The organism is Streptomyces sp. NPDC107500 (assembly GCF_055582785.1).
Map to the genome: position 1 here is coordinate 1 of NZ_JBVJPF010000027.1, position 1,416 is coordinate 1,416.

The following is a 1,416-nucleotide window of genomic DNA, read 5'->3' on the forward strand; positions in this document are numbered from 1 at the left end:
GGCTGAGACCTGATGCCGAGCCGATTGTGGTGAAGTGGATGATCCTATGCTGTCGAGAAAAGCCTCTAGCGAGTTTCATGGCGGCCCGTACCCTAAACCGACTCAGGTGGTCAGGTAGAGAATACCGAGGCGTTCGGGTGAACTATGGTTAAGGAACTCGGCAAAATGCCCCCGTAACTTCGGGAGAAGGGGGGCCACGTCCGGTGACGAGTCTTGCACTCCGAGCTGGGGGTGGCCGCAGAGACCAGCGAGAAGCGACTGTTTACTAAAAACACAGGTCCGTGCGAAGCCGTAAGGCGATGTATACGGACTGACGCCTGCCCGGTGCTGGAACGTTAAGGGGACCGGTTAGCTCAGATTCGTCTGGGCGAAGCTGAGAACTTAAGCGCCAGTAAACGGCGGTGGTAACTATAACCATCCTAAGGTAGCGAAATTCCTTGTCGGGTAAGTTCCGACCTGCACGAATGGCGTAACGACTTCTCGACTGTCTCAACCATAGGCCCGGTGAAATTGCACTACGAGTAAAGATGCTCGTTTCGCGCAGCAGGACGGAAAGACCCCGGGACCTTTACTACAGTTTGATATTGGTGTTCGGTTCGGCTTGTGTAGGATAGCTGGGAGACTTTGAAGCTCGCACGCCAGTGTGGGTGGAGTCGTCGTTGAAATACCAGTCTGGTCGTGCTGGATGTCTAACCTGGGTCCGTGATCCGGATCAGGGACAGTGTCTGATGGGTAGTTTAACTGGGGCGGTTGCCTCCTAAAGAGTAACGGAGGCGCCCAAAGGTTCCCTCAGCCTGGTTGGCAATCAGGTGTTGAGTGTAAGTGCACAAGGGAGCTTGACTGTGAGACCGACGGGTCGAGCAGGGACGAAAGTCGGGACTAGTGATCCGGCGGTGGCTTGTGGAAGCGCCGTCGCTCAACGGATAAAAGGTACCCCGGGGATAACAGGCTGATCTTCCCCAAGAGTCCATATCGACGGGATGGTTTGGCACCTCGATGTCGGCTCGTCGCATCCTGGGGCTGGAGTCGGTCCCAAGGGTTGGGCTGTTCGCCCATTAAAGCGGTACGCGAGCTGGGTTTAGAACGTCGTGAGACAGTTCGGTCCCTATCCGCTGTGCGCGTAGGAGTCTTGAGAAGGGCTGTCCCTAGTACGAGAGGACCGGGACGGACGAACCTCTGGTGTGCCAGTTGTCCTGCCAAGGGCATGGCTGGTTGGCTACGTTCGGGAGGGATAACCGCTGAAAGCATCTAAGCGGGAAGCCTGCTTCGAGATGAGGACTCCCACCCCCTTGAGGGGTTAAGGCTCCCAGTAGACGACTGGGTTGATAGGCCGGATCTGGAAGCACCGCAAGGTGTGGAGGTGACCGGTACTAATAGGCCGAGGGCTTGTCCTCAGTTGCTCGCGTCCACTGTGTT

At 56.8% G+C, this 1,416-nt stretch carries 1 rRNA gene; it reads left to right on the forward strand.

From position 1 onward, the window contains the following. Window positions 1-1,394: ribosomal RNA gene (locus ACZ67M_RS37780) — 23S ribosomal RNA — on the forward strand; the annotation flags it as partial. Between the last annotated feature and the right edge of the window lie 22 nt (window positions 1,395-1,416).